Origin of the sequence: Pseudomonas sp. NBRC 111123 (assembly GCF_001320205.1) — a bacterium.
Taxonomy (GTDB): Bacteria; Pseudomonadota; Gammaproteobacteria; order Pseudomonadales; family Pseudomonadaceae; genus Aquipseudomonas; species Aquipseudomonas putida_J.
Genome location: NZ_BCAZ01000016.1, coordinates 89,995 through 107,924, shown reverse-complemented (window position 1 = coordinate 107,924; position 17,930 = coordinate 89,995). Strand labels below are relative to the sequence as shown.

Here is a 17,930-nt window from a genome sequence, read left to right as displayed (position 1 = left end):
CGGCGCTCGATCTCACTGGCGCAAAACCCCTCAAGCCCTGAACCTCTAGAGGCCGTGGTTATGCACTGCGCGCCTGCGCCACCCCCGCAGTCGCTGTTCCAGCTGCAACGGGCTGTCGAGCTGCTGGCGCCGTGCCTGGCTGAGCAGGATCAGTGCAAGCTCTGCCGTGACCTGTGCATCGGCGCTGGCATGGTGACGCTCATCGACCTGCAGGCCAAAGCGCGCCACCCAGTCGTCCAGCCCGGCCTCGCGCAGTACGGTGTCGGGGTTGAGCATCGGTGCCAGCTCTGCAACGTCGAGGAAGGGCAGCTGCAAGCGATGGCCCAGGCTTTCCTTCAAGGCACGGGCAAGCATGCGCTGGTCGAACGGCGCATGAAACGCCAGCACCGGGCTGTCGCCGATGAATTCGAGCAGGTCGAGCAAGGCCTCGGCCGGGTCGCTGCCAGCAGCCAAGGCACTTGGCCCAAGGCCGTGGATCAGTACGCTGGCGTTGGTTTTCTGTTCTGGGCGGTGCAGGGTGCGTTCGAACTGCTGAGCGAAATCGATCGCCCCGTCCTCGATGGCCACCGCGCCGATCGACAGCACCTGGTCACGATTGGGGTTCAGGCCACTGGTTTCCAGGTCGAGTACGACCCAACGCTGCTCACGCAACGCGCACACGCCCAGTGGCCTGGCCTTGGGCAGCCGAGCCAGGCGCTGGCGCAAGGCATCGCTTAGCAGCGGGGCGGCAGGGCGCAGCCAGGCGAACAGGCTCATAACTGATACCGCAGGGCCAGGCTGCTCTGCAGGCGCTGGGCCTGGCGCAGGGATTCGCGCAGGATGCGCCGGTCCAGATGGTTGAGGCTGTCCGGATCTACGCGGTTGGAGTACGGCAGGTTGTCGCGGGTCTGGCGCTGGTGCTGCTGCATGCGGGTTTGCTGAATGAAGTGGTAGGCCTCTTCATAAGCGGCGCCGTCGAGCGCTTCGATGACCCCTTTGCCGACCAGCTGGCGTAGGCGCTCCAAGGTGTTGCAGGCGCCAATGCCATTGGCCAGGGCCAGCAGGCGGGCGCCATCGACGAAAGGTGTCAGGCCCTGGACCTTGAGATCGAGGGTAGCGGCCTTGTCGTTGCCCTGGCGGGTCAGCACGAACTCGCGCAGGCGGCCCACCGGAGGGCGCTGGCGCAGGGCGTTGTCGGCCAGCATACGCTGGAAGATCCGGTTGTCCGCCACTTGCTGCAGCAGTTGCTGGCGCAGTTGTTCACAGCCGTGTTCGTCGCCCCAGACCACGCGCAGGTCGAAGTAGATGCTCGAACCCAGCAGGTTCTCCGGGCTGGCTTCGCGCACGAAGCTGGCAAAGCGCCGTGCCCACTGCGCGCGTGACAGGCACAGCTCGGGGTTGCCGGCCATGACGTTGCCCTTGCACAGGGTGAAGCCGCATTGGGCCAGGCACTGGTTGATGTACTGCGCCAGGGGCAGCAGGCGTGTACGAATGGCCTCGGCTTCAGCGTCATCGGCAGCTTCGAAGAGGATGCCGTTGTCCTGGTCAGTGTGCAGGGTCTGCTCGCGTCGCCCTTCGCTGCCGAAGCACAGCCAGCTGAACGGCACCCCGGGGTCGCCACGTTCGGCAATGGCCAGCTCGATCACCCGGCACACTGTGTGGTCGTTGAGCAGGGTGATGATCTGGGTGATCTGCATCGAAGAGGCGCCGTGTGCGAGCATGCGCTCGACCAGCTGGCCGATCTCGCCGCGCAATTGCACCAGAGCGTCGAGACGGGGTGCATGGCGGATGGTGCGCGCCAGATGCACAAGGTCGACCCGCTGCAGGGAGAACAGGTCGCGCTCCGAGACCACGCCACACAGGCGCTGGTTGTCTACCAGGCAGACGTGGGCGATATGCCGTTCGGTCATCGCCATGGCCGCATCGAAGGCGCTGGCCTGTGGGCTGAGGTAGAACGGCCTGGCGGTCATGTGCTGCTCGATCGGCGCGCCGAGGTCGGCATCAGCGGCGGCCACCACCTGGCGCAGGTCGCGCAGGGTGAAGATGCCCACCGGATAGCGCTGCGGGTCGATCACCACGATGCTGCCGACCTGCTGTTCATGCATCAGCCGCACAGCCTCGCGCAGCGGCGTATCCGGCGCACAGACCACCGGGTGACGCATGGCCAGTTCGCCCAGGGGGGTATTCAGCGAGTACTGGGTGCCGAGGGTTTCCACCGCGCGTTGGCGTACTTGCTGGTTGACCTGGTCGAGCAGGCTGCTGACTCCGCGCAGGGCAAAATCTCGAAACACTTCCGACATTGAGAACACGCGGATGAACGCGGCTTTGTTCAGTTGCAGGCAGAAGGTGTCTTCGCCCGCCAGGTGTTCGGTGCGCGTCGCCCGCTCGCCCAGCAGTGCCGCCAGCGGGAAGCATTCGCCGCCGGTGATCTCGAAGGTGGTTTCCACCCCGGGCTTGACCAGGTGCTGGCGCTCGCCGACCACTCGGCCCTGCTTGACGATGTAGAAGTGCTCGACTGGCCCGTCCGTGGGTTTGATGATGCTTTCGCCACTGGCATAGAAGCGCAGCTGGCACTGTTCCACCAGGAAGGCCAGATGGCTCTGCTCCATCTGGTTGAACGGCGGGAAACGCTGCAGGAACTGCAAGGTGCCCTGGATATTCTGCAGTACTGCCGTTCTACCCGCCTGGTTGTAGGCGTCCTTTTTGCTCATGACACTGACCGTATCGCTACGCCGAACTATATATATCTATATATAGGTGCCGGCCTTGTTGTTCTCGGCTCCCATGGTCGGCTGGCAGCGGGGTGGTGCCCATTGGACGTAAGTCTAGTGAACCGTGGCTGTCAAAGACCCGACGAAAGGCGAGCGGGGTTACAGGGGTTTTGTGGTCCTAATCACTGAGCGGGATTTTTTTGACGAGATGACCATGGCTGAGCATGAAGACATCCTGAGTGACGCCGAACGCGAGGCGTTGGCCGTGGTAAGCGCACCTGTTGCGCCGAGTCCTGTGGTACTGGTTGTCGATGACAACCCGGTCAACAGCGAGGCGCTGAAGCTCTACCTGAAGAGCAGGGGCATCGAGAGCATGACGGCTGACGGGGCGCAGGAGGCAATGCTCAAACTGCATTACGAACCGCGCATCGCCCTGATGATCACAGACCTGCGCATGCAGCCCAACGATGGCCTGGAACTGATCCGGCAGATTCGCGAGTCGGAGCGGGCGGCGTTGTCGATCATCGTGGTGTCGGGCGACACCGATGTGAAGGAGGCGGTGGACGTGATGCACCTGGGGGTGGTGGATTTTCTGCTGAAGCCGGTGGATCTGGGGAAACTGCTGGGGCTGGTGAAAAAGGAACTGAAAATCGAGTAGTGCAGGACTGGGGCTGCCTTGCAGCCCTCTCGCGACACAAGGCCGCACCTCAAGGGATCGCATATTCCTGTAGGAGCGGCCTTGTGTCGCGAGAGGGCCGCAAAGCGGCCCCTTGCGGTTTACAGCCCGTTACGCGCCTTGAACTCGCGGCGACGGCGGTGCAGCACCGGCTCGGTGTAGCCGTTCGGTTGCTTGGCACCTTCGAGCACCAACTCCACTGCAGCCTGGAAGGCCACGTTGTCGTCGAAGTTCGCTGCCATCGGCCGGTACTGGGCGTCACCGGCGTTCTGCTTGTCGACCACCGCAGCCATGCGCTTGAGGCTCTCTACCACCTGCTCCTCGCTGACGATGCCATGGCGCAGCCAGTTGGCCAGCAGCTGGGCCGAGATGCGCAGGGTGGCTCGGTCTTCCATCAGGCCGACGTTGTTGATGTCCGGCACTTTCGAGCAACCCACGCCGTGGTCAATCCAGCGCACGACGTAGCCAAGGATGCCCTGGGCGTTGTTGTCCAGCTCGTTGCGGATCTCTTCAGCCGACCAGTTGGTGTCGGCTGCCAATGGGATGGTCAGGATGTCATCGACCGACGCCGGCGTGCGCGAAGCCAGCTCGCGCTGACGTGCCTGCACATCGACCTTGTGGTAGTGCAGGGCGTGCAGGGTGGCGGCGGTTGGCGACGGTACCCAGGCAGTGTTGGCGCCTGCCAGCGGGTGAGCGATCTTCTGCTCGAGCATGGCGGCCATCAGGTCAGGCATGGCCCACATGCCCTTGCCGATCTGCGCACGGCCTTGCAGGCCAGTGGCAAGGCCCACATCGACGTTGTTGTTCTCGTAGGCGCCGATCCACTTCTCGTTCTTCATGGCGCCCTTGCGCACTACGGCGCCGGCTTCCATCGAGGTGTGGATTTCGTCACCGGTGCGGTCGAGGAAGCCGGTGTTGATGAACACCACGCGCTCGGCGGCAGCCTTGATGCAGGACTTCAGGTTGACCGTGGTACGGCGCTCCTCGTCCATGATGCCGACCTTGACGGTGTTGCGTGGCATGCCCAGCAGGTCTTCGACGCGGCTGAAGATCTCGGCGGCGAAGGCGACTTCTTCCGGGCCGTGCATCTTCGGCTTGACGATGTATACGCTGCCGCTGCGTGTGTTTTTGCGGGTGGTGTTGCCGTTGAGGTTGTGCAGGGCGATCAGGTTGGTGAACAGACCGTCCTGGATGCCTTCAGGGATTTCATTGCCCTGGCCATCGAGAATCGCCGGGTTGGTCATCAGGTGACCCACGTTGCGCACGAACAGCAGCGAACGGCCGTGCAGGGTTACGCTGCCACCATTGGGAGCGGCGTATTCGCGGTCCGGGTTCATGGTGCGGGTGAAGGTCTTGCCACCCTTGCTCACGCTTTCGGCCAGATCGCCCTTCATCAGGCCCAGCCAGTTGCGGTAGACGATGACCTTGTCATCGGCATCGACGGCGGCGACCGAGTCTTCGCAGTCCATGATGGTGGTCAGTGCCGATTCCATCAGGATGTCTTTGACGCCGGCGGCATCGGTGCTGCCGACGGGCGTGCTGGCGTCGACCTGGATCTCGAAGTGCAGGCCGTTGTGCTTGAGCAGCACGGCGGTCGGCGCCTTGGCGTCGCCATGGAAGCCGATCAGCTGTGCGTCATCACGCAGGCCGCTGTTGCTGCCGCCTTTCAGCGCAACGACCAGCTTGCCGCCTTCGATGCGGTAGCCAGTGGAGTCGACGTGGGAGCCGGCCGCCAGCGGTGCGGCTTGGTCGAGGAAGGCGCGGGCGAAGGCGATGACCTTGTCGCCCCGGAGCTTGTTGTAACCCTGGCCTTTCTCGGCGCCGCCTTCTTCGCTGATGGCATCGGTGCCGTACAGCGCGTCGTACAGCGAACCCCAACGGGCGTTGGCGGCGTTCAGGGCGAAGCGGGCGTTCATCACCGGGACGACCAGCTGCGGGCCGGCCATGTGGGCGATTTCTTCGTCCACGTTCTGGGTGGTGGCCTGGAAATCGTCGGCTTGTGGCAGCAGGTAGCCGATTTCCTGGAGGAATGCTTTGTAGGCTACGGCGTCGTGTGCCTGGCCTTTGCGTGCCTGGTGCCAGGCGTCGATCTTGGCTTGCAGCTCGTCGCGCTTGGCCAGGAGGGCTTTGTTCTTGGGGGCGAGGTCGTTGATGATCTTTTCCGCCCCGGCCCAGAACGCATCGGCTTTGATGCCGGTTCCAGGGATCGCTTCGTTGTTGACGAAGTCATACAGGGCCTTGGCGACCTGAAGGCCACCGACTTGAACGTATCCAGTCATTGCTTGCCTCACCTCTGCTCAGCTATTTCGCTTTCGCTCTTCTGTATTAAGCCTGTAGCGCTTCTCTAAACACGGCACCAGTTCATGCTCTCGCCACTCACGAGAGCGGCTGGGTGCGGCTCGCCAGGCAGGCTGGCGGGCGGTTGGCGTATTTTCACAGGCGCCTTGGCAGACATCGAAACGACGTTTTGTAGTCCGCGCCAGCGCATACTACATGAAGCAGCAGGCAGGTAAACATCAGACTAAAAGCGTCGCTCTGCGACCGGGTGGTCGCGTTGGGTCACGCTGGGAATTGGTATGTTCGCAAAAAACCGGTGGATTGTTCCAGATAAATCTTGAAACAGTACACGATTAGTTCCGCGGACGGCCCTGCGGCAGGTTGCCGCGCCTTGCCTATACTGAGTCGATTCCCCGTATTTCCGCCGCTCAGGGCGGCTCGAAGCAGAGGAAGCCCCTGTGGATCATCTTGTATTGACCGTGATTGCCCCGGACATGGCCGGCCAGGTGGAGCGCATAGCCCAGTGCATTGCCGATCATAACGGCAACTGGCTGGAGAGCCGCATGTCGCGGATGGCCGGGCAGTTTGCCGGGATCCTGCGGGTAGCGGTGCCAGCCGAAAGTTATGACGAGCTGGTGAAGTCTCTGCAGGCGCTGGAGCAATACGATATTCGCGTGCTTATTGCCGAGAGTGGCATAGAACCGTCCTGCACCTGGAAACCGATTGCCATGGAGCTGGTGGGCAATGACCGCCCGGGGATCGTGCGCGATATCACTCGCTTGCTGGCGGATCATGGCGTGAACCTGGAGCGCTTCACCACCGAAGTGCGGCCGGCACCGATGAGCAGTGAGCCGCTGTTCCATGCTGATGCCTTGCTGGCGTTGCCGCTGACATTGTCGCTGGATGAATTGCAGCAGGAGCTGGAAAGCCTGGCGGATGACTTGATGGTGGAGTTGAAGCTGCGACCGGAGGACTGATCTGAAACGGCCGGGGCCGCTCGCAGCCGATTCGCGGCCCTCTGCGGTTATCCCGATTTCACGGGGAAGGCCCTGTGGATAAGCTGGGGGCTCACCTCTACAGCCCATACGTGGCAAGCGCTCCCAAGGTTTGAGCAAAAAACGTACAGAAATCAGTCGCTTGTGCACAAAGCACGGGGACGAGGGTGTGGATAACCTTTGGAGATGTTGCTGCAGGCCACAAAATACGTGGCCTGCAAGGTTTTGATCACTTTTTGATCAGGCACGCTTGCGCAGATTCAACCAGGCGTCGACGCTATATACCGCCAATCCCGCCCAGATGAAGATGAACGCCATCAGGCTGCTCGACGACAGGTGCTCGTCAAACAGCAGTACTGCCTGCAGCAGCACCAAGGTTGGCGCCAGGTACTGCAGGAAGCCCAGCGTGGTGTAGGGCAGGTGACGCGCAGCGGCGTTGAAGCACACCAGCGGCACCAGGGTCACAGGGCCCGCAGCCATCAGCCACAATGCCTGGCTGCTGCTGTAGAACTCGCTCTGCGCGCTCATCGCCGCCGGGTGCAGCAACATCCAGCCCAGCGCCAGTGGCACCAGCATCCAGGTTTCCACTACCAGGCCGGGCAGTGCAGCAACCGGTGCCTGTTTGCGGATCAGGCCATAGAAGCCGAAGCTCAGCGCCAGTGCCAACGACACCCACGGCAGGCTGCCCACCTGCCATACCTGCTGCGCAACGCCTACCGCCGCCATGGCCACCGCCAGCCATTGCAGGCGGCGCAGGCGCTCGCCAAGCAGCAGCATGCCCAGCAGCACATTGATCAAAGGGTTGATGTAGTACCCCAGGCTGGCTTCGAGCATGCGGCCGTTGTTGACCGCCCAGACATAGGTCAGCCAGTTGCCGGCGATCAATGTACCGCTCAGTGCCAGGATCGCCAGGCGGCGAGGGTTTTCACGCAGCTCGCGCCACCAGCCGGGGTGCTTCCACACCAGCAGCAACAGTGAACCGAACAGCGCCGACCAGAGCACCCGGTGGACGATGATTTCCACCGCCGGAATGCTCTGGATAGCTTTGAAGTACAGCGGGAACAAGCCCCAGATGATGTAGGCACCAAGGCCCAGAAGGTACCCGCGGCGCGGGTTTGCAGCTTGCATGGTGAATCCTTGCTGAATAAAGCGACGCCTATTGTAGACAGAGGCGCGCTCGCTTCTAGAACAATTTCAGCGGTTGCTCGTCCAGCGCAGCCAGTTGTTCGCGCAAGGCGAGAATCTGGTCGCCCCAGTAACGTGGCTGCCCGAACCAGGGGAAGCTTGGCGGGAACGCCGGGTCGTCCCAGCGGCGTGCCAGCCAGGCGCTGTAATGCAGTTGGCGCAGGGCACGCAGCGGTTCGATCAGGGCCAGCTCGCGTGGGTCGAAATCGTGGAACTCGTTGTAGCCGTCAACCAGTTCCGCCAGTTGCCCCAGGCGCTCCTCGCGGCTGCCGGCGAGCATCATCCACAGGTCCTGCACTGCTGGGCCCATGCGGCAGTCGTCGAGGTCGACCACGTGGTACACCTCGTCGCGGTGCATCAGGTTGCCAGGGTGCAGGTCGCCATGCAGGCGAATCGCCTTGTGCGGGGTGCGGGCGTAGATGGCCTCGACACGCTTGAGCAGGTCACGGGCCACCGATTCGAAGGCCGGCAGCAACTCCTTGGGCACGAAACCGCCTTCGAGCAAGGTATTCAGCGAGGCGTGGCCGAAGTTGTCCACAGCCAGTGCTTCGCGGTGTTCGAAGGGGCGTGCCGCGCCTACTGCATGCAGGCGGCCGAGCAGTTGCCCAAGGGGGTAGAGCTGGTCGAGGTTGCCCGGCTCCGGCGCATGGCCGCCGCGACGGGGGAACAGGGTGAAACGGAAGCCTTGGTGTTCGAACAGGGTCCTGCCTTCGTGCTGCAGCGGGGCGACCACCGGTACCTCGCAATCGGCAAGCTCGGCGGTGAACTGGTGTTCTTCGAGAATCGCTTCGTCGCTCCAGCGGCCGGGGCGGTAGAACTTGGCGATCAAGGGTTGCGAGTCTTCGATGCCCACCTGATAGACGCGGTTTTCGTAGCTGTTCAGCGCCAGGATCCGGGCATCGCTGAGAAAGCCCAGGCTTTCCACGGCGTCCAGGACCAGGTCGGGGGTGAGGGTGTCGAAGGGGTGGGACATGGAAGCTCCGGGAGGTGGGCGGCATGTCGGCATGGTACCGCATTCCAGGGCCTGCTCTGACTTCGCCTGAGCTTGCCCTTTCGCGGGTAAACCCGCTCCCACAGATACGGCATCATGCCTGAGGTTGGTGAAGCCTCTGAGGGGGCGGGTTTACCGGTGAAAGGGCCGGGTCAGGCTACACCGGTACCCCCAGCAGCACGTAGGACGGATGGAACTGCACCTTCACTTTGCTTCCTTCCTTGACCGACTGCTCGACCAGCCAAGCGGCCTCGGCGATCGCACACAACGTCTGCCCATTGCCCAGTGCCAACCGTACCTCGCTTTCGCCCTGTGCATCTGCCAGCACCTCCTCGACAGTGGCATTGAGCACGTTGCTTCCCGCCTCGGCTTCATCTTCCGCGCCCAGCAGCTGCACCCAACCGGCCTTGAGCAGCGCCATCACTGTGGTCCCCAGGGTCAGCTCCAGCCGTGCCGTGCTGTCATGGGTAATCAGCGCATCGATCTCCAGCCCGCCGCCCAGCGCCAGGTTGACCCGATCATGCCGGCCCTCCCTGCGTAGCCCACTGACTTGCCCCTGCAACTGATTGCGCGCACTGGTGCGCAACATCAGGCGGCCAAGCAGGTCGAGGTCACTGGACTCCTCCGCGGCTTCGAGAATCTGTGCCTGCAGTGCCTGTAGTTTCTGGTACAGGCGCAGCACCCGCTCACCCTCTGGCGAAAGCCTCGCGCCACCACCGCCACGCCCCCCCGTGCTGCGCTCGACCAAGGGCTGGCTGGCCAGGTTGTTGAGTTCATCGATCGCATCCCAGGCAGACTTGTAGCTGATGCCGGCAGCCTTGGCCGCGCGGGTGATCGAGCCTTGCTCGGCGATGTGCTGGAGCAGGGCGATGCGCTGCGGGCGGCGGGCGATGTGCTGGGTGAGCAGGGTGGGCAGTGACATGGTGGCGCCTATCTGGAACTGACCCGTCAAGCTTGCCCCGGTTTTGCCGTGCGTGCCAGGCAATACACATCGATCCTGCGTGCTCCGGCCTGGCGCAACAGCTGTGCGGTGGCCTGCGCGGTGGCCCCGGTGGTCAGCACGTCGTCGACCACCGCGACGTGTTTGCCCTCGAGCGAAGCCTCACCGGCAAGCGCGAATGCCTGGTGCAGGTTGCGACGGCGTGCCCGGGCATCCAGGTGTTGTTGAGCCGGCGTCTCGCGTGTGCGCAGCAGCAACCGCTCATTGCATTCGATAACCAACGCTTTCGACAGCCAGCGCCCTAGCATGCCGGCCTGGTTGAAGCCGCGCTTGCGCAGTCGACGCCGAGCCAGTGGTACAGGCAACAGCAGGTCTGGCTTGGGTAGGCCCTCCTGAAAGCGATGACTCAGGTTCAGGCTCAATATTTCGGCCATCAGCCGGCCAAGCGGCCATTGGCTGTTGTGCTTGAAGCGGCTGATCAGCGTGTCCAGCGGAAACCCGAAATGCCAGGGCGCAATGACCTGATCAAAGGCCGGCGGGCGGCGGCTGCACTGGGCACAGGTCAGGCCGGCCATCGCCAGGGGCAGGGCACAACGCAGGCAATGCTCGTCGTTCCAGGGCAGTTCCTGCTCGCAGGCAACACACAGCGGGTAGCGTTGCTCGGCGGGTTCGTTGCACAGCAAGCAGGAGTGATTAATATTCGTACACTTGTAAACCAGTGCTTTTAACCAAGGTTGACAGTTCATAGGCCTTCCATGACTATGCGAGCTATCCGTGATGCGCTGGCGGGCAGTTCTGCCTCGGCGCCAGTTACAGCCTAAACAAGGAAACGCCGATGAGCGCCAGCACAACTGCAACAACACGTCACGACTGGTCCCTGCCTGAGGTCAAGGCACTGTTCCAGCAGCCTTTCAATGACCTGCTGTTCCAGGCGCAGACCGTGCACCGCGCGCACTTCGACCCGAACCGCGTCCAGGTTTCGACGCTGCTGTCGATCAAGACCGGCGCTTGCCCGGAAGACTGCAAATACTGTCCGCAGTCCGGCCACTACAACACCGGGCTGGAAAAACAGAAGCTGATGGAAGTGCAGAAGGTGCTCGAGGAAGCCGCGCGCGCCAAAGCCATCGGCTCCACGCGCTTCTGCATGGGGGCGGCCTGGAAGCACCCGTCGGCCAAGGACATGCCCTACGTGCTGGAGATGGTCAAAGGCGTGAAGGCCATGGGCCTGGAAACCTGCATGACCCTCGGCAAGCTCGACCAGGAGCAGACCGCGGCCCTGGCCCAGGCTGGGCTGGACTACTACAACCACAACCTCGATACCTCGCCAGAGTTCTACGGCAGCATCATCACCACCCGCACTTACAGCGAGCGCCTGCAGACCCTGGCCTACGTGCGCGATGCCGGGATGAAGATCTGCTCCGGCGGTATTCTCGGCATGGGCGAGTCGCTGGATGACCGCGCCGGCCTGCTGATCCAGCTGGCCAACCTGCCCGAGCACCCAGAGTCGGTGCCGATCAACATGCTGGTCAAGGTAGCCGGCACCCCACTGGCCGAGGAAGAAGATGTCGACCCGTTCGACTTCATCCGCATGCTGGCGGTCGCCCGTATCCTCATGCCCAAGTCGCACGTGCGCCTGTCCGCCGGCCGCGAGCAGATGAACGAGCAGATGCAGGCATTGGCCTTCATGGCGGGCGCCAACTCGATCTTCTATGGCGAGAAGCTGTTGACCACCGCCAACCCGCAGGCCGACAAGGACATGCAGCTGTTCGCCCGCCTGGGCATCAAGCCTGAAGCGCGCGAAGAGCATGCCGACGAAGTGCACCAGGCGGCCATCGAGCAGGCCCTGGTCGAGCAACGCAGCAGCGAGCTGTTTTATAACGCAGCCATGGCCTGATATGGCCTTCGACCTGGCGGCGCGCCTGGCCGAACGGCGCGCCGCAGACCTTTATCGGCAGCGGCCATTGCTGGAAAGCCCACAGGGGCCTGAGGTAGTGGTCGACGGCCAGCGCTTGCTGGCCTTCTGCAGCAATGACTACCTGGGGCTTGCGAACCACCCTGAAGTGATCGCCGCCTGGCAGGCGGGCGCCGAACGCTGGGGTGTCGGTGGCGGCGCCTCGCACCTGGTGATCGGCCATAGCTCGCCGCACCATGCCGTCGAAGAAGCGTTGGCCGAACTGACCGGCCGCCCGCGTGCGCTGCTGTTTTCCACAGGCTACATGGCCAACCTTGGCGCCATCACCGCTCTGGTCGGGCAGGGCGACACGGTGCTGCAGGACCGCTTGAACCATGCGTCGCTGCTCGACGGCGGGTTGCTCAGCGGTGCCCGTTTCAGCCGCTACCTGCACAACGACGCTGGCAGCCTCGCCAACCGCCTGGGCAAAGCCACCGGCAACACGCTGGTGGTCACCGACGGCGTGTTCAGCATGGACGGCGACCTCGCCGACCTGCCGGCGCTGGCCGGCGTCGCCGGTGCCCGTGGTGCCTGGCTGATGGTCGACGACGCCCATGGTCTGGGCACCTTGGGTACGCAAGGCGGCGGCATCGTCGAGCACTTCGGCTTGGGCATCGAGGATGTACCGGTACTGATCGGTACGTTGGGCAAGGCCTGTGGCACCGCAGGTGCGTTTGTCGCCGGCAGCGAAGAGCTGATCGAAGCCCTGGTGCAGTTCGCCCGGCCGTATATCTACACCACCAGCCAGCCCCCGGCGCTGGCCTGCGCCACGCTCAAGAGCCTGGAACTGCTGCGCCGCGAAACCTGGCGCCGCGAGCACCTGGCTGCGCTGATCCGCCAGTTCCGCCAGGGCGCCGAGCAAATGGGCCTGCAACTGATGGACAGCCCGACGCCGATCCAGCCGATCCTGATCGGCGACAGTGCCCAGGCCCTTAAATTGTCGCGCATGCTGCGCGAACGCGGCCTGCTGGTGACCGCCATTCGCCCGCCTACCGTGCCTGCCGGCAGTGCGCGCCTGCGGGTAACCCTGAGCGCCGCGCACAGTGAGGCGCAGGTACAGCTATTGTTGAATGCATTGGGCGAGTGTTATCCACAGCTGGAGGCCGCCGATGCGTAACCGTTTGATCCTTCTTCCTGGCTGGGGGCTGGGCACCGCCGCCCTCGAGCCGCTGGCCGCCAGCCTGCGGGCTCAGGACGCGCGCCTGCAGGTCGAGCTGATGCCACTGCCGGAACTGGCCGAAGCCGATGTGCAGGCGTGGGTGGACTACCTCGACCGCAAATTGCCCAGCGATACCTGGCTCGGTGGCTGGTCTTTAGGTGGCATGCTCGCCAGCGAGCTGGCGCGCAAGCGCGGCGACCATTGCTGCGGCTTGCTGACCCTGGGCAGCAACCCCAGTTTCGTGGCCCGCCCCGATTGGCCCCACGGTATGGCCGGCGACACCTTCGGCACCTTCCTCGATGGTTGCCGCAGCCATACCTCGGTGACCCTCAAGCGCTTCCGCACGCTGTGCAGCGAGGGCGCCCTGCAACCTCGCACGCTGCTGCGGCAACTGGGTGTCGGTGTGCCAGACACCGACCCGCTGTACCTGGCTACTGGCCTTGAAGTGCTGGCCGGGCTCGATACCCGTGAAGCCCTGCAAGCCTATGCCGGCCCGCAGTTGCACCTGTTCGCCGGCAGCGATGCGTTGGTGCCGGCTGAAGCGGCCAAAGCCTTGAGCGAGCTGCTGCCCGATGTGGAAGTCGGCCTGGTCGAAGACAGTTCCCACGCCTTCTTGCTGGAGTATCCGCAGGAGCTGGCGGCGGGCATCAAGAGTTTCCTGCATGAGAGTGGCGATGACTGACCTTTCCCGTCCAACCCTGCCCGGTACGTTGCCGGACAAGCGCCAGGTGGCTGCCTCGTTCTCCCGTGCGGCGGCCAGCTACGACAGCGTCGCGGCCCTGCAGCGTGCAGTAGGGGTGAGCCTGCTGGACCAGCTGCCGGACGGCCTGACGCCGGCACGTTGGCTGGACCTGGGCAGTGGCACCGGGCATTTCAGCCGAGTGCTCGGCGAACGCTTCGAACAGGCAACCGGTGTGGCGGTGGATATCGCCGAAGGCATGTTGCGTCACGCCCGTGGCAAGCGCGGCGGGGCGCACTACCATGTTGCCGGTGATGCCGAGCGCCTGCCGCTGGGGGATGCCTGCGTCGACCTGGTGTTCAGCAGCCTGGCGGTGCAGTGGTGCGGTCAGTTCGCCCGTGTCCTCGATGAAGCCCGGCGGGTACTGCGCCCAGGTGGCGTGCTGGCCTTCAGCAGCCTGTGCGTTGGTACACTCGATGAGTTGCGCGCCAGCTGGCAGGCGGTTGATGGCATGGTGCATGTCAATCGCTTCCGCAGGTTCGAAGACTACCAGCGCCTGTGTGCCGCCAGTGGCTTCGCCCAGGTCAGCCTGCAGCGCCAGGCCCATGTGCTGCACTACCCCGATGTGCGTAGCCTGACCCATGAGCTCAAGGCCCTCGGTGCCCACAACCTCAACCCTGGGCGACCTTCAGGGCTGACCGGCCGGGCGCGCATGCAAGGCCTGTTGCAGGCCTATGAAGCGTTTCGCCAGCCCCAGGGGCTGCCAGCCACCTATCAAGTGGTCTATGGTGTGTTGCGCAAGCCACAGGCGTGAGAGGAGCAACATGAGCCAGGCCTATTTCATCGCCGGGACCGATACCGATGTCGGCAAGACCACCATCGCCGCCGGGCTGCTGCATGCGGCGCGGTTGCAAGGGCTGAGTACCTTGGGCGCGAAGCCGGTGGCTTCGGGTTGCACAGTGACGCCCAAAGGCCTGCGCAACAGCGATGCCCAGGTGCTGATCGACGAGAGTTCGATCAAGCTCGCTTATGAAGAGGTCAACCCGTTTGCCTTCGAGCCGGCCATTGCGCCGCACGTGGCTGCCCGGGAGGCGGGTGTTGCCCTGGAGGTCACCGAATTGTCCAGGGCCATGCGCCATGTGCTGGACCAAGGGGCCGACTTCACTCTGGTCGAAGGGGCGGGCGGTTGGCGAGTGCCATTGTCCGACCATGCCAACCTTTCGGACCTGGCGATTGCCCTTGAGCTGCCGGTGATTCTGGTGGTCGGGGTGCGCCTTGGCTGCATCAACCATGCGCTGCTCAGTGCCGAAGCGATTGCCCGGGATGGGCTGCAACTGGCGGGCTGGGTGGCGAATATCATTGAGCCCAGAACCTCCCGGCTGGAGGAAAACCTGGCCAGCCTGGCAGAGCGTTTACCAGCGCCGTGCCTGGGGCGAGTGCCGAAGCTCAAGCAGGCAACTGCCGATGCGGTGGCGGAACACTTGCAGCTCGACCTGCTGGATTGAACGTTGGCAGAAATGCCCGTGGGCTATCAGATAGCACCGAGCCATTAGGGATTTAAACGGGCCTTTTCGTGCCTGGCCTGCTTTAATTGGCCGTGTTCATATCCAGCGTCATTGGAGTTCTGACATGGAAATCACCGGCAGCACTGCGTATTACGCGGGCCTCAACGCCATCTACAACGGCCAGGATCGTGTCGATCAGGCCGCCGGCCAGATCGCCAATGCTTCGGTCGAGCGTTCTGCCACCAGCCAGTCCAGCGACTTCCAGGCCGAGCGCCTGCGTGGGGTCGACCGCAGCCAGCAGATGGACCTGGCAACCAGCACCGTGCAATTGGCCCTGGGCAAGACCGAGGTTGAACTTGGTGCAAAGGTGGCCAAGGCGTCCGACGAAATGCTTGGGCGCTTCATCGATACCTACGCCTGATTCTTGCCTCCCCCCGCTATCCCTGTGGGAGCGGGTTTACCCGCGAATGCGTCCGCCCAGACATCTCTGTTTTCTGGGCTGGCCCTTTCGCGGGTAAACCCGCTCCCACAGTCATTTCTGCCTGCGATTTCATGCGTTGGCATAAATGCCATCTTTCGCGGCGTAAATGGAACCATAGTCCCTCCTTGACATCGGACGGTGCTAAACGTAAGTTTCAAACAACTGTTTGACCGAAAGCCGACAAGAGCTGGTCGGTACCAGCGGTCCCCTACCGAACTCATCACAGAGGTTCATCGCAATGCCTGATTACAAAGCCCCCTTGCGTGATATCCGTTTCGTCCGCGACGAGCTGCTCGGCTACGAGGCGCATTATCAGAGCCTGCCGGGTTGCCAGGACGCAACGCCCGACATGGTCGACGCGATCCTGGAAGAAGGCGCGAAGTTCTGTGAGCAGGTGCTGTCGCCGCTGAACCGTGTCGGTGACCAGGAAGGCTGCACCTGGAGCGAGTCGGGTGTGAAGACCCCGACCGGTTTCAAGGCGGCCTACGAGCAGTTCGTGGAAGGCGGCTGGCCAAGCCTGGCGCATGATGTCGAGCACGGCGGCCAGGGCCTGCCGGAGTCGCTGGGCCTGGCCCTGAGCGAAATGGTCGGCGGTTCGAACTGGTCGTGGGGTATGTACCCAGGCCTGTCCCATGGCGCGATGAACACCATCTCCGCACACGGTACCGCCGAGCAGCAGCACACCTACCTGACCAAGCTGGTATCCGGCGAGTGGACCGGCACCATGTGCCTGACCGAGCCACATTGCGGTACTGACCTGGGCATGCTGCGCACCAAGGCCGAACCACAGGCCGACGGCAGCTACAAAGTGTCTGGCACCAAGATTTTCATCTCGGCCGGCGAACACGATATGGCCGACAACATCGTCCACATCGTGCTGGCGCGCCTGCCGGACGCTCCGGCGGGCACCAAAGGTATCTCGCTGTTCATCGTGCCGAAGTTCCTGCCCAACGCCGAAGGCGGTGTGGGTGAGCGCAACGGCGTGAGCTGTGGTTCCATCGAACACAAGATGGGCATCCACGGCAACGCCACTTGCGTGATGAACTTCGACAGCGCCACCGGCTACCTGATCGGCCCGGCCAACAAGGGCCTGAACTGCATGTTCACCTTCATGAACACCGCACGCCTGGGTACCGCGCTGCAAGGCCTGGCCCACGCCGAAGTGGCGTTCCAGGGCGGCCTGAAGTATGCCCGCGACCGCCTGCAGATGCGTTCCCTGACCGGCCCGAAAGCACCGGACAAAGCCGCTGACCCGATCATTGTCCACCCGGACGTGCGTCGCATGTTGCTGACCATGAAGGCCTTCGCCGAAGGCAACCGTGCGATGGTGTACTTCACCGCCAAGCAGGTCGACATCGTCAAGTACAGCCAGGACGAGGAAGCGCGCAAGAATGCCGACGCACTGCTGGCCTTCCTGACCCCGATCGCCAAGGCGTTCATGACCGAAGTCGGCTTCGAGGCCGCCAACCACGGTGTGCAGATCTATGGCGGCCACGGCTTCATCGCCGAGTGGGGCATGGAGCAGAACGTGCGCGACAGCCGTATCTCCATGCTGTACGAAGGCACCACCGGCATCCAGGCACTCGACCTGCTCGGTCGCAAGGTACTGATGACCCAGGGCGAAGCGCTCAAGGGCTTCACCAAGATCGTGCACAAGTTCTGCCAGGCGCAGGAGGGCAATGACGCTGTCAAGGAGTTCGTCGAGCCATTGGCAGCGCTGAACAAGGAGTGGGGCGAGCTGACCATGAAAGTGGGCATGGCCGCGATGAAGGACCGTGAAGAAGTGGGGGCCGCCTCGGTGGATTACCTGATGTATTCCGGTTACGCGTGCCTGGCCTACTTCTGGGCTGACATTGCACGCCTGGCTGCTGAAAAGCTGGCTGCCGGCACCAGCGAAGAGGCCTTCTACACCGCCAAGCTGCAGACCGCGCGCTTCTACTTCCAGCGCATCCTGCCGCGTACGCGCACCCATGTGGCCACCATGCTGTCGGGTGCCAACAACCTGATGGACATGAAAGAGGAAGACTTCTCGCTGGGTTATTAAGCCCGGTTGAGTTGCCAAGTAAAAAGCCGCTCCCCAGGGAGCGGTTTTTTTATTCTCGTTCTAATTCCACACGGGTTGAGTAACTTCTTTACTTGGTAGCTGGCAAAGCGGCAATAGCTTGCGCAGCGCAGCGTTAATGCGCGTGTATTTGTTCTTGTCGACTTTGGTCGGCCGTGTTCCAAGGGCTCCGCTCAATAGCGGGCCCCGCTCATCAAGTTTGAGCAAATACATTGCCAACTTTTACTCGGCGGCGCTCAGGCCATTTACTGCTGGGGTTTGCGCGGTTAGCCAGCAGGCTGATGGGGAATGGCCCCCATAAGTGGGGGGTAAGTTAACACCGGAACTGAGGAACGTTGG

At 63.2% G+C, this 17,930-nt stretch carries 16 protein-coding genes; 9 read left to right on the top strand and 7 right to left on the bottom strand.

Annotated features, from left to right (window positions below):
• Positions 1-45: 45 nt before the first annotated feature.
• Together APH27_RS11000 and APH27_RS10995 are read right to left on the bottom strand one after the other, a co-directional pair.
• Positions 46-756, bottom strand: coding sequence for a PolC-type DNA polymerase III (locus tag APH27_RS11000; RefSeq protein WP_027917514.1), 711 nt, complete (start codon positions 754-756; stop codon positions 46-48).
• Complete coding sequence (locus APH27_RS10995; RefSeq protein WP_027917513.1) at positions 753-2,690, bottom strand: putative nucleotidyltransferase substrate binding domain-containing protein; 1,938 nt, start codon at positions 2,688-2,690, stop codon at positions 753-755. Before APH27_RS10995 ends, APH27_RS11000 begins: the two co-directional genes overlap by 4 nt.
• Before the next feature lie 214 nt (positions 2,691-2,904).
• On the opposite strand from APH27_RS10995, the gene APH27_RS10990 reads away from it, so the two are divergent.
• Positions 2,905-3,348 (top strand): response regulator, encoded by a 444-nt coding sequence (locus APH27_RS10990; RefSeq protein WP_060484802.1) that lies wholly within the window; start codon positions 2,905-2,907, stop codon positions 3,346-3,348.
• 119 nt (positions 3,349-3,467) lie between these two features.
• On the opposite strand, the gene APH27_RS10985 is transcribed toward APH27_RS10990, so the two are convergent.
• Positions 3,468-5,645: a malate synthase G gene (locus APH27_RS10985; protein ID WP_060484801.1), complete on the bottom strand. Its 2,178-nt coding sequence runs from the start codon at positions 5,643-5,645 to the stop codon at positions 3,468-3,470.
• A gap of 456 nt (positions 5,646-6,101) precedes the next feature.
• Here APH27_RS10985 and APH27_RS10980 point away from each other — a divergent pair, with 456 nt between their 5' ends.
• Entirely contained in the window at positions 6,102-6,620 is a 519-nt protein-coding gene (locus APH27_RS10980) for a glycine cleavage system protein R (protein ID WP_027917510.1), read from the top strand.
• A gap of 258 nt (positions 6,621-6,878) precedes the next feature.
• Here APH27_RS10980 and rarD read toward each other — a convergent pair whose 3' ends face one another.
• The 4 genes from rarD to APH27_RS10960 all read right to left on the bottom strand — a co-directional run bounded on the left by rarD (position 6,879) and on the right by APH27_RS10960 (position 10,500).
• Positions 6,879-7,766, bottom strand: a complete 888-nt coding sequence (rarD, locus tag APH27_RS10975; RefSeq protein ID WP_060484800.1) for an EamA family transporter RarD — start codon at positions 7,764-7,766, stop codon at positions 6,879-6,881.
• A gap of 55 nt (positions 7,767-7,821) precedes the next feature.
• Positions 7,822-8,796, bottom strand: coding sequence for a serine/threonine protein kinase (locus tag APH27_RS10970; protein ID WP_060484799.1), 975 nt, complete (start codon positions 8,794-8,796; stop codon positions 7,822-7,824).
• 175 nt (positions 8,797-8,971) lie between these two features.
• Positions 8,972-9,736, bottom strand: coding sequence for a TOBE domain-containing protein (locus tag APH27_RS10965; RefSeq protein ID WP_060484798.1), 765 nt, complete (start codon positions 9,734-9,736; stop codon positions 8,972-8,974).
• 26 nt (positions 9,737-9,762) lie between these two features.
• Positions 9,763-10,500, bottom strand: a complete 738-nt coding sequence (locus tag APH27_RS10960) for a ComF family protein (RefSeq protein WP_060484797.1) — start codon at positions 10,498-10,500, stop codon at positions 9,763-9,765.
• An 89-nt stretch (positions 10,501-10,589) separates the two neighbouring features.
• Between APH27_RS10960 and bioB the strand changes: the two genes are divergently transcribed.
• From bioB to APH27_RS10925, 7 genes are all read left to right on the top strand, one after another.
• The gene (bioB, locus tag APH27_RS10955) at positions 10,590-11,648 is read left to right on the top strand and encodes a biotin synthase BioB (protein WP_060484796.1); all 1,059 of its coding nucleotides are present in this window, start codon (positions 10,590-10,592) and stop codon (positions 11,646-11,648) included.
• A gap of 1 nt (position 11,649) precedes the next feature.
• Complete coding sequence (gene bioF / locus APH27_RS10950) at positions 11,650-12,822, top strand: 8-amino-7-oxononanoate synthase (protein ID WP_060484795.1); 1,173 nt, start codon at positions 11,650-11,652, stop codon at positions 12,820-12,822.
• Positions 12,815-13,546, top strand: a complete 732-nt coding sequence (locus tag APH27_RS10945) for an alpha/beta fold hydrolase (protein WP_027917503.1) — start codon at positions 12,815-12,817, stop codon at positions 13,544-13,546. Before bioF ends, APH27_RS10945 begins: the two co-directional genes overlap by 8 nt.
• On the top strand, positions 13,539-14,357 hold the full coding sequence (bioC, locus tag APH27_RS10940) for a malonyl-ACP O-methyltransferase BioC (protein ID WP_027917502.1): 819 nt from the start codon (positions 13,539-13,541) through the stop codon (positions 14,355-14,357). The genes APH27_RS10945 and bioC overlap by 8 nt, the downstream gene beginning before the upstream one ends.
• A gap of 10 nt (positions 14,358-14,367) precedes the next feature.
• Positions 14,368-15,048, top strand: a complete 681-nt coding sequence (bioD, locus tag APH27_RS10935) for a dethiobiotin synthase (RefSeq protein WP_060484794.1) — start codon at positions 14,368-14,370, stop codon at positions 15,046-15,048.
• 124 nt (positions 15,049-15,172) lie between these two features.
• A complete protein-coding gene (locus APH27_RS10930; protein ID WP_027917500.1) occupies positions 15,173-15,469 on the top strand; it encodes a hypothetical protein in 297 nt (98 codons plus the stop codon).
• 298 nt (positions 15,470-15,767) lie between these two features.
• On the top strand, positions 15,768-17,573 hold the full coding sequence (locus APH27_RS10925) for a phenylacyl-CoA dehydrogenase (protein WP_027917499.1): 1,806 nt from the start codon (positions 15,768-15,770) through the stop codon (positions 17,571-17,573).
• The last annotated feature ends 357 nt before the right edge of the window (positions 17,574-17,930 follow it).

Excerpts from the sequence above, each read along its gene's own strand:
- APH27_RS11000 (WP_027917514.1), bottom strand. The coding sequence starts at position 756 with ATGAGCCTGTTCGCCTGGCTGCGCCCTGCCGCCCCGCTGCTAAGCGAT.
- APH27_RS10995 (WP_027917513.1), bottom strand. The coding sequence starts at position 2,690 with ATGAGCAAAAAGGACGCCTACAACCAGGCGGGTAGAACGGCAGTACTG.
- APH27_RS10990 (WP_060484802.1), top strand. The coding sequence starts at position 2,905 with ATGGCTGAGCATGAAGACATCCTGAGTGACGCCGAACGCGAGGCGTTG.
- APH27_RS10985 (WP_060484801.1), bottom strand. The coding sequence starts at position 5,645 with ATGACTGGATACGTTCAAGTCGGTGGCCTTCAGGTCGCCAAGGCCCTG.
- rarD (WP_060484800.1), bottom strand. The coding sequence starts at position 7,766 with ATGCAAGCTGCAAACCCGCGCCGCGGGTACCTTCTGGGCCTTGGTGCC.
- APH27_RS10970 (WP_060484799.1), bottom strand. The coding sequence starts at position 8,796 with ATGTCCCACCCCTTCGACACCCTCACCCCCGACCTGGTCCTGGACGCC.
- APH27_RS10965 (WP_060484798.1), bottom strand. The coding sequence starts at position 9,736 with ATGTCACTGCCCACCCTGCTCACCCAGCACATCGCCCGCCGCCCGCAG.
- APH27_RS10960 (WP_060484797.1), bottom strand. The coding sequence starts at position 10,500 with ATGAACTGTCAACCTTGGTTAAAAGCACTGGTTTACAAGTGTACGAAT.
- bioB (WP_060484796.1), top strand. The coding sequence starts at position 10,590 with ATGAGCGCCAGCACAACTGCAACAACACGTCACGACTGGTCCCTGCCT.
- bioF (WP_060484795.1), top strand. The coding sequence starts at position 11,650 with ATGGCCTTCGACCTGGCGGCGCGCCTGGCCGAACGGCGCGCCGCAGAC.
- APH27_RS10945 (WP_027917503.1), top strand. The coding sequence starts at position 12,815 with ATGCGTAACCGTTTGATCCTTCTTCCTGGCTGGGGGCTGGGCACCGCC.
- bioC (WP_027917502.1), top strand. The coding sequence starts at position 13,539 with ATGACTGACCTTTCCCGTCCAACCCTGCCCGGTACGTTGCCGGACAAG.
- bioD (WP_060484794.1), top strand. The coding sequence starts at position 14,368 with ATGAGCCAGGCCTATTTCATCGCCGGGACCGATACCGATGTCGGCAAG.
- APH27_RS10930 (WP_027917500.1), top strand. The coding sequence starts at position 15,173 with ATGGAAATCACCGGCAGCACTGCGTATTACGCGGGCCTCAACGCCATC.
- APH27_RS10925 (WP_027917499.1), top strand. The coding sequence starts at position 15,768 with ATGCCTGATTACAAAGCCCCCTTGCGTGATATCCGTTTCGTCCGCGAC.